The organism is Tepidiphilus margaritifer DSM 15129, assembly GCF_000425565.1.
Taxonomy (GTDB): domain Bacteria; phylum Pseudomonadota; class Gammaproteobacteria; order Burkholderiales; family Rhodocyclaceae; genus Tepidiphilus; species Tepidiphilus margaritifer.
On the sequence record NZ_AUDR01000006.1, the window covers coordinates 1 to 8,580 of the forward strand.

Genomic DNA, 8,580 nt, shown 5'->3' on the forward strand with positions numbered 1-8,580 from the left:
TCATGCGGTATTAGCCAGCCTTTCGGCCGGTTATCCCCCACTCCCGGGTACGTTCCGATGCATTACTCACCCGTTCGCCACTCGCCGGCACCCCGAAGGGCCCGCTGCCGTTCGACTTGCATGTGTAAGGCATGCCGCCAGCGTTCAATCTGAGCCAGGATCAAACTCTCAGGTTCAATCCAATAAAACCTCGCACGCATCACGCGATGCGCGTGCCAGCGCACCAAACCCCGCGCCAACACCCACACCGCTCGACTGTCCCCAAATTCTTAAAGAACTCCTTCCAACACCCCGCACCACCTCAGCAGCGCGGCAGAACCAGCATTATTCCTTACTCCCCTACCGCTGTCAATACCCCCAAACATCCTTTACTTTTTTACAGGGGGCGCTGCTTCCGCAGCAGGGAGGCGAATTATAGGGAGTCATGCGACGCGACGCAAGCCCCCCTTGCAGTTTTTTCAGCTACGCAACTGCCCGAGGAGCGATTCGAGCTCTCCACGAACCTGCTGTACGCGGCCACGCAATTGCTCGAGGGCCGCCTTGGCGGCGGTCTCGACGAGGTGTTCTTCGCCGAGCCGCTGACGCGCCCCGGCGATGGTATAGCCTTCATCATAGAGGAGATGCCGGATGCGGCGCACGAGGAGCACTTCGTGGTGCTGATAGTAGCGACGATTGGCCCGCTTGGCAGGTCGCAGCTGGGTGAATTCCTGCTCCCAGTAACGCAACACATGGGGTTTGACGTCGCATAGCTGCGCTACTTCACCGATCGTGAAGTAGCGCTTGGGGGGAATGGGCGGCAAAGCGCCGTCCTCAGTGGGTTTCTTCTCCATGCGTCAGTCGCTCCACGGCGTGTTTGAGCTTCTGGCTGGCGTGAAAAGTCACTACCCGCCGCGGCGGGATGGGAACTTCTTCGCCGGTCTTGGGGTTACGCCCCGGTCGCTGCGGTTTGTCGCGCAGCTCGAAATTGCCGAATCCCGAGAGTTTAACCGTTTCGCCGCGTTCGAGCGCTTCTTCGATCTCGGCAAAGAAGGCGTCGACGAGCTCCTTGCTCTCACGCTTGGCGAGACCGACGCGCTCGGACAGGATCTCGGCGAGCTCGGCCTTGGTGAGCTGGGCAGTCATGGATTGTTCCTCGTCATTGTTGCCTCAAACGGGCGCCGAATTCCGTCTCGAGTCGAGCGCGGAGGCGCTGCAGCAAGGATTCGATCTCTTCGTCGGTGAGCGTGTGCTCGTCGTGCTGCAGGGTGAAGCGGAAGGCAAGGCTGCGCTTGCCCGGCTCGACCCCTTGCCCCTGATAGACGTCGAAAAGCGTGATCTGACGCACCCAGACAGGGGATTCGCCATGCAGTGCATCCAACAGGGCCTGCGCCGGCACATTCGCATCGACCACAAACGCGAGGTCGCGTTGCACGACGGGCTGACGCGACACGGGAAGGTAGCGCGGGATGGGGCGATGACGTACTGCTTCGAGCGCAAGTTCGAAGAGCTGGGGCGCCGTACCAAGTTCGAGCCGCTGCACCCATTCGGGGTGCAATTCGCCGATCCAGCCGATGGGCTGCCCTTCGAGAAGCACGCGAGCGCTGCGGCCAGGATGCAAGGCCGGATGAGGAGCGGGCTCGAAACGGGGGGTGAGTGGCGCGAGGAGCGCTTCGAGGTCACCCTTGAGATCGTAGAAGTCGACCGGGCGGGGAGAAGCCCCCCATTGCTCGGCCCCGGCAGGGCCGGCAGCGAGCGCGGCGAGCCGCAGCGGTTGCGCGAAACCGGCGACGGTGGCACCGGCGGATTCGTCGCGCAGAAAGCAGCGGCCGAGTTCGAAGAGGCGCACGCGCGCCTGCTGGCGCTTCCGGTTCGTCTGTAATGCCTGCAGCAAGCCCGGCCAGAGGGAGCTGCGCATGGCGTTCATGTTCCGGGCGATCGGGTTGGCGAGCAGGATCGGATCCTCGTTGGCCAGGAGCTCGCGCTCGAGCGCCTCGTCGATGAAGGCATAGGTGATGACTTCATGGTAGTCGCGCAGCACCAGACGCGCGCGCACTTCCGCGTTCGTGCGCTCGGCCTCGGGCACGGGCAGGGGGGCCATGGGCGCGAGCGGGGTGAGCGCCGGGATCTCGTCGTAGCCATGCAGGCGGGCGACTTCCTCGATCAGGTCCTCTTCGAGGGCGAGATCGAAACGCCAGCTAGGGGCCTGGGCGACGATCGCACCCTCTTCTTGCCGTACGTCTAGGAAATCGCGGCGCAGCAGGGAGACGACACGCTCCGGCGTCACGGGAATACCCAGTACGGCAGGCACTTTCTCGGGCCGTAGCCGGATGGGACCTCGGCGCGGCAGGTGTTCGGAGGCGACGGCCTCGTTGATGGGGCCAGCCGAGCCACCAGCCAATTCGAGCACGAGGGCGGTGGCACGCTCGAGGGCGCGGCGCGGCAGTTCGGGATCGACGCCGCGCTCGAACCGATGCGAGGCTTCCGAGACGAATCCATAGCGGCGCGCCCGACCGGCCACGGCGGCAGGGGCAAAGAAGGCGCTCTCGAGGAAGACGTCGGTGGTGTCGAGCGTGATCCCACTGCCCTCGCCACCCATGATGCCGGCCATCGCCAAGGGGCCGCCCTCGTCGGCGATGACGAGCACGTCGGGCGCGAGCGTGATGCGCTGCTCGTTCAAAAGCGCCAGCGTCTCGCCCGGCTGGGCCCAGCGCACGGTGATGCCACCCTGCAATGTCGCCTCGTCGAAGGCGTGCAGCGGCTGGCCGAGTTCGAGCATCACGTAATTGGTGATGTCGACGAGCAAATGGATGGCACGCACGCCGCTGCGTTCGAGCCGGCGGCGCATCCATTCGGGGGTCGGGCGCTTGGCATCGACCCCCCGGATCACCCGACCGAGATAACGCGGGCAGGCTTCGGGGGCAGCGAGCCGGATGGGCCGGACGGCGTCCAGCGTCGCAGCAACCGGATCGATACGCGGCGGATGCAGGGGCGCTTCGGTAAGCGCCGAAACCTCGCGTGCAATGCCCAAGATGCTGAGGCAGTCGGCACGGTTCGGCGTGAGCGAGACGTCGAAGACGGCCTCGTCGAGTTCGAGCACCTGGCGGACATCGGCGCCGACGGGCAAGGCAGGATCGAGTTCGAGCAGACCCGAATGGTCCTCGCTCAAACCCAGCTCACGCGCCGAGCACAGCATGCCCTGCGATTCGACACCGCGCAGCTTGGCGCGTTTGATCGCCAGCCCGCCCGGCAATTGCGCACCGACGAGGGCGCAGGGCACGACGATGCCGGCACGGGCGTTGGGCGCGCCGCAGACGATCTGCAGGGGTGCTTCGCCCCCCACATCGACTTGGCACACGCGCAGCTTGTCGGCGTTGGGATGCGGTTCGGCACTCAGAATCCGGGCCGTGACCACCCCGGTGAAAGGCGGCGCGACCGGTTCGAGGGATTCGAGTTCAAGCCCGGCCATGGTGAGCCGCTCGCCGAGTTCCTCCGCCGAGAGAGGGGAGTCACAGAATTCGCGCAGCCAGCGTTCGGGAAACTTCATGATTGATGGGCCTCTTTAGCGGAATTGCGCGAGGAAGCGCAGGTCGCTCTCGAAGAAGAGCCGCAGGTCGTTGATGCCGTAGCGCAGCATGGTGAGGCGATCGAGCCCCATGCCGAAGGCGAATCCGCGCACCGACTCGGGGTCGAATCCCCCGTTGCGCAGTACCTGGGGATGCACCATGCCGCAGCCGGCGATCTCGAGCCAACGGCCCTCGAGCGCGCCGCTCGTGAAGCGCACGTCGATCTCCGCGCTGGGCTCGGTGAAGGGGAAGAAAGAGGGGCGAAAGCGCACGGCGAGCGCTTCGGTCTCGAAGAAGGCGCGCAGAAAAGAGGCAATGATCCCCTTGAGGTGGGCGAACGCGACGTCCCGCCCGACCCACAGTCCCTCCAGCTGGTGGAACATGGGGGAATGGGTGGCGTCGGAATCGACGCGATAGACGCGCCCGGGGACGATGACGCGTAGATCGGGCATCGACGCCGCCTCGCGGTGGCGTGCGGTGTGCTCGAGCATGGCGCGGATCTGCACGGGGCTGGTGTGCGTGCGCAGCACGACGTCGTCGCGCCCTTGCAGATAGAAGGTATCGTGCATGGAGCGCGCTGGGTGATCCGCCGGCGTGTTGAGCGCGGTGAAGTTGTGCCAATCGGTCTCGATCTCGGGGCCATCGACGGAAGAAAAGCCCATCGAGCGAAAGAGCGCCTCGACGCGCTCCAGGGTGCGCGTGACCGGGTGTAGACCGCCGATACTCCCATTGCGCCCCGGCAAGGTCACGTCGAGCGCCTGGGCGGCGAGTTGGGCTTCGAGCCGACTCCGAGCGAGCGCCTCACGCGCCTCCTCCAGCAGGGTCTCGATTTGCGCCTTGGCCCGGTTGATCGCCGCCCCGGCGCGCTTGCGCTCGTCCAGAGGGAGATTTGCCAGGCTCTTGAGCGCCTCGGTGACGACGCCCGCCTTGCCGAGGAAACGCGCCTTGACGCGCTCCAACTCGGCCGGATCGGTCGCGGCGGCAAATGCCTGCCGCGCCGCTTCCACCAAGCCATCCGGATCGATCATCGCTTGCTCCTGCTGCAAAAGTAAAAAGGAGGCAAGCGCCTCCTTTTGGACACCTCGAATGACCTGCTGCGCGGCTGCATGGCGGCGTTGCGCGGTGCTCGGATGCTCGCCTATCTGGGTGATATGTCTCGCATCCTACGCTTCGGGCGCCTTGCCCTACAGCCGCTCGCGACGGTTCTTCGAGCTGCCCTTTCGCTGCCGTCTTCGTGGGCTCAGGCGGCGAGCTGGGCGCGCGCCCGTTCGACGAGCGCAGCAAACGCCGGCTTGTCGAACACGGCCAGGTCGGCGAGCACCTTGCGGTCGACCTCGACGCTGGCTTTCTTGAGCCCGTTCATGAAGGCGCTGTAGGTGAGACCGCATTCGCGCGCAGCGGCGTTGATGCGGGCAATCCACAAGGCGCGGAACTGACGCTTGCGCTGGCGCCGGTCACGATAGGCATACTGGCCGGCCTTCATCACCGCTTCTTTGGCGATGCGGTAGACGTTCTTGCGGCGGCCGCGATAACCTTTGGCGAGCGCTAGGACTTTCTTGTGGCGGGCACGGGCGGTGACACCACGTTTGACGCGAGGCATGTCGTTCTCCTATCAGGCGTAAGGCATCATCTTCTTGACGAGGGACAGGTCGCTCGGATGCACCTCGACCATGCCGCGCAGCTGACGCTTGCGCTTGGGACTTTTCTTCGTCAGGATGTGGCGCTTGAACGCCTGGGAACGCTTGATGCTGCCGCTCGAGCGCACTTTGAAACGCTTGGCGGCCCCGCTCTTGGTTTTCATCTTGGGCATGAAGGCTCTCCTATGACATGACGCCAGGCAGCCTCCGGCGGAGACATTTGTGGGCCCGACTTCACTTGTCGTGTACCGCGGTCGAACCGCCGCGGCGCTTTCCCTCGCCTCAGCGGCGAGAAAGTTTTTATTCTACCGCGAATCGTCGCGCAAGACCATCATCTATTTGCTTTTCTTCGGCACGATGATCATCACCATCTGTCGCCCTTCGAGCCGGGGCATCTGCTCGACGACACCGATGTCGGCCAGATCTTCACGAATGCGCTCGAGCTGGCGCATGCCAAGTTCTTGATGCGACAGCTCCCGTCCTCGGAAACGCAATGTGACTTTGGCCTTGTCCCCTTCTTCGAGGAAACGGCGCAAGTTGCGCAACTTGATCTGGTAGTCGTTCTCGTCGGTGCCCGGGCGCAGTTTGATTTCCTTGACCTGGATCTGTTTCTGCTTGAGCCGGGCTTCCTGCGCTTTTTTCTGTTCCTGGTAACGGTACTTGCCGTAGTCCATCACCTTGCACACGGGCGGATTGGCCATGGGGGCGATCTCGACGAGATCGAGCCCCGCCTCCTCGGCCACCGCCAGTGCTTTGGCAAGCGGCACGATGCCCAACTGCTCTCCGTCTTCCCCGATCAACCGAACTTGCGGCGCGTCGATTTCCTCATTGACGCGCACTTTCTTTTCCTGTGCGATGGTCTTGCTCTCCTATGTCTGACTGGACGCAGGGGCTGGCGATTTGCGCTCGATCTCGTCGCGCAGGCGTGCGACGAAACCCTCGAGCGGCATCGAGCCGAGATTGATGCCGCCGCGGGCGCGTACCGCCACCCCTCCCGATTCCCGTTCCTGATCGCCGACGACGAGCAGGTAAGGAATTTTGTGCACACTGTGCTCGCGGATTTTATAGTTTATCTTTTCGTTGCGCAAATCGGTCTCGACGCGAAAGCCTTGACGGCGCAGCGCATCGGCCACCTGCTGCGCATAGTCGGCGTGGCGCTCCGCGATACTGAGCACTACGACCTGCACCGGGGCGAGCCAGGCGGGCAGCGCTCCGGCGTAGTGCTCGATGAGGATGCCGGTGAAGCGCTCGAGCGAGCCGAAGAGCGCCCGATGCAGCATCACCGGCCGCTTTCGGGTATTGTCCTCGGCCACATAATTGAGATCGAAACGCTCTGGCAGATTCATGTCGACTTGCAGCGTGCCGCACTGCCAATCGCGCCCGATGGCGTCGCGCAGTACGAATTCGAGTTTGGGCCCGTAAAAAGCGCCCTCACCGGGGAAGAGCTCGTAGCCCATGCCCATGGATTCGAGCGCCTGCGCGAGTGCCCCTTCGAGCCGATCCCAAATCTCGTCGCTGCCGATGCGGTGCTCGGGGCGAGTGGAGAGCTTGACCCGCACCTGCTCGAAGCCGAAATCCTTGTAGATGTCCATGATGAGGCGCACGACGGTGCGGCACTCTTCTTCCATCTGCTCAGGGGTGCAGAAGATGTGCGCGTCGTCTTGCGTGAAGTGGCGCACCCGCAGCAGCCCATGCAGGGCACCGGAGGGTTCGTAGCGATGCACTTTGCCGAACTCGGCCATGCGCAAGGGCAGATCGCGGTAGCTGTGCAGCCCATGCTTGAACATGGTCACCGCCCCGGGGCAGTTCATGGGCTTCAAAGCAAAGACACGGCCATCCTCGGTCTGGGTAGTGAACATGTGGTCGCGATAGTTCTGCCAATGCCCGGAGAGCTCCCACAGCGAGCGGTCCATGACGTCCGGGGTGTTCACCTCGACATAGCCGGCCGCCTCCTGACGCGCGCGCATGTACTGGATGAGGGTTTGGAAGATGCGCCACCCCTTGGGGTGCCAGAAGACGGCACCCGGGGCAGCCTCTTCGAAATGGAAGAGATCGAGCTGCTGACCGAGTCGGCGATGATCGCGTTTCTCGGCCTCCTCGAGCAGGGTCAGATAGGCTTGGAGTGATTTTTCGTCGGGCCAGGCAGTGCCGTAGATGCGCTGCAGCTGTTCGTTGCGCGCATCGCCCCGCCAATAAGCGCCAGCGACTTTGGTGAGCTTGAAAGCCCGGAGTTTGTCGGTGGAAGGGACGTGCGGACCGCGACACAAGTCGATGAAGTCACCCTGCCGATAGAGGGAGATGGTCTCCCCTTCGGGGATGGAGGCGATGATCTCGGCCTTGTAGTGTTCCCCGAGGGATTTAAAGAATTCGATCGCCTTGTCGCGCGGCCACTCCTCGCGCACGACGGGAATGGCCTGCGCCGCGAGCTCGCGCATGCGCGCTTCGATGCGCTGCAGATCTTCGGGGGTGAAGGGGCGATCGTAGGCAAAATCGTAGTAAAAGCCATTTTCGATCACCGGCCCGATCGTCACTTGGGCCTCGGGGAAGAGTTCCTTGACGGCATGCGCGAGCAAATGCGCCGTCGAGTGGCGCAGGATCTCCAAACCCTCGGGACTGCGATCGGTGATGATCTCGACGCGGGCATCCCGTTCGATGCGATGCGACAGATCGACTAGGCGCCCATCGACCTTGCCAGCCAGTGCGGCCTTGGCCAGCCCTGGGCCGATCGATTCGGACACTTCGCGCACCGTGACCGGCGCGGAAAATTCTTTGATGGAGCCATCGGGCAGCGTGATTCGAATCATGTTCAGGTCTCGCAGGCAAAAAAAATGCGGCCACCGGGCCGCATTTCTGGTACAGGAGCTTCTTCCCCGGTGAGGCGGTCAGGAAGAGCGCGGGGTAGTTCGGATCATGAGAAGCTCCAGAATGTCTGGTAGGCGCGATTGGACTCGAACCAACGACCCCCACCATGTCAAGGTGGTGCTCTAACCAACTGAGCTACGCGCCTGTTAGAGGTGCGCATTATACGTGCGGTAGAATCCCTGTCAAGCGAGGGCAGCAGGGCAATCGCATCAAACCAAGAGTCCTGTCTTAAAAAATAGTTTTTAAACTCCATGGGCTGCCCAGAGGGGCTGTTCACAGTGCCCTGATTCGTGTAGTTTTCTGTCTTTTTGGGGCGGCGCATGAAGACAGAGAAAACAAACGCGGACGGCGAGCCGTCCCGCTCGTTGCTGCTCGAAGTGTTTTCGGAGATCCCGGACCCGCGCGTCGTAGGACGTGCGAAGCACGATCTGGTCGAGATGCTGGTGATTTCGGTGTGCGCCTTGCTGTGCGGGGTCGATGACTTCGTCGGCATCGAGGCGTGGGCCAAGGAGCGCATCGACTGGCTGCGCCGCTTTCTG

Annotated in this window: 9 protein-coding genes, 1 tRNA gene and 1 rRNA gene; 1 reads left to right on the forward strand and 10 read right to left on the reverse strand. The window is 63.4% G+C overall.

Going from position 1 to position 8,580, the window contains the following annotated elements:
- The 10 genes from H607_RS0100715 to H607_RS0100760 all read right to left on the reverse strand — a co-directional run.
- A 16S ribosomal RNA gene (locus H607_RS0100715) occupies window positions 1-176 on the reverse strand; the annotation flags it as partial.
- A 282-nt stretch (window positions 177-458) separates the two neighbouring features.
- The gene (locus H607_RS0100720) at window positions 459-830 is read right to left on the reverse strand and encodes a MerR family transcriptional regulator (protein WP_028873841.1); all 372 of its coding nucleotides are present in this window, start codon (window positions 828-830) and stop codon (window positions 459-461) included.
- Window positions 811-1,122 (reverse strand): integration host factor subunit alpha, encoded by a 312-nt coding sequence (locus H607_RS0100725; RefSeq protein WP_028873842.1) that lies wholly within the window; start codon window positions 1,120-1,122, stop codon window positions 811-813. The genes H607_RS0100720 and H607_RS0100725 overlap by 20 nt, the downstream gene beginning before the upstream one ends.
- Before the next feature lie 13 nt (window positions 1,123-1,135).
- Window positions 1,136-3,523 (reverse strand): phenylalanine--tRNA ligase subunit beta, encoded by a 2,388-nt coding sequence (gene pheT / locus H607_RS0100730; protein WP_028873843.1) that lies wholly within the window; start codon window positions 3,521-3,523, stop codon window positions 1,136-1,138.
- A 15-nt stretch (window positions 3,524-3,538) separates the two neighbouring features.
- The gene (pheS, locus tag H607_RS0100735; RefSeq protein WP_028873844.1) at window positions 3,539-4,570 is read right to left on the reverse strand and encodes a phenylalanine--tRNA ligase subunit alpha; all 1,032 of its coding nucleotides are present in this window, start codon (window positions 4,568-4,570) and stop codon (window positions 3,539-3,541) included.
- A 212-nt stretch (window positions 4,571-4,782) separates the two neighbouring features.
- The gene (gene rplT / locus H607_RS0100740) at window positions 4,783-5,142 is read right to left on the reverse strand and encodes a 50S ribosomal protein L20 (protein ID WP_028873845.1); all 360 of its coding nucleotides are present in this window, start codon (window positions 5,140-5,142) and stop codon (window positions 4,783-4,785) included.
- Between the two features lie 12 nt (window positions 5,143-5,154).
- A complete protein-coding gene (gene rpmI, locus H607_RS0100745; protein ID WP_028873846.1) occupies window positions 5,155-5,352 on the reverse strand; it encodes a 50S ribosomal protein L35 in 198 nt (65 codons plus the stop codon).
- Between the two features lie 162 nt (window positions 5,353-5,514).
- Entirely contained in the window at window positions 5,515-6,036 is a 522-nt protein-coding gene (gene infC, locus H607_RS0100750; protein WP_028873847.1) for a translation initiation factor IF-3, read from the reverse strand.
- Between the two features lie 12 nt (window positions 6,037-6,048).
- Complete coding sequence (gene thrS / locus H607_RS0100755) at window positions 6,049-7,983, reverse strand: threonine--tRNA ligase (RefSeq protein ID WP_028873848.1); 1,935 nt, start codon at window positions 7,981-7,983, stop codon at window positions 6,049-6,051.
- Window positions 7,984-8,109: 126 nt separating this feature from the next.
- Window positions 8,110-8,186, reverse strand: a tRNA-Val gene (locus tag H607_RS0100760).
- A 175-nt stretch (window positions 8,187-8,361) separates the two neighbouring features.
- Between H607_RS0100760 and H607_RS13020 the strand changes: the two genes are divergently transcribed.
- Window positions 8,362-8,580, forward strand: a 219-nt coding sequence (locus tag H607_RS13020) for a transposase family protein (RefSeq protein ID WP_169393579.1), incomplete at its 3' end; no start/stop codon positions are given.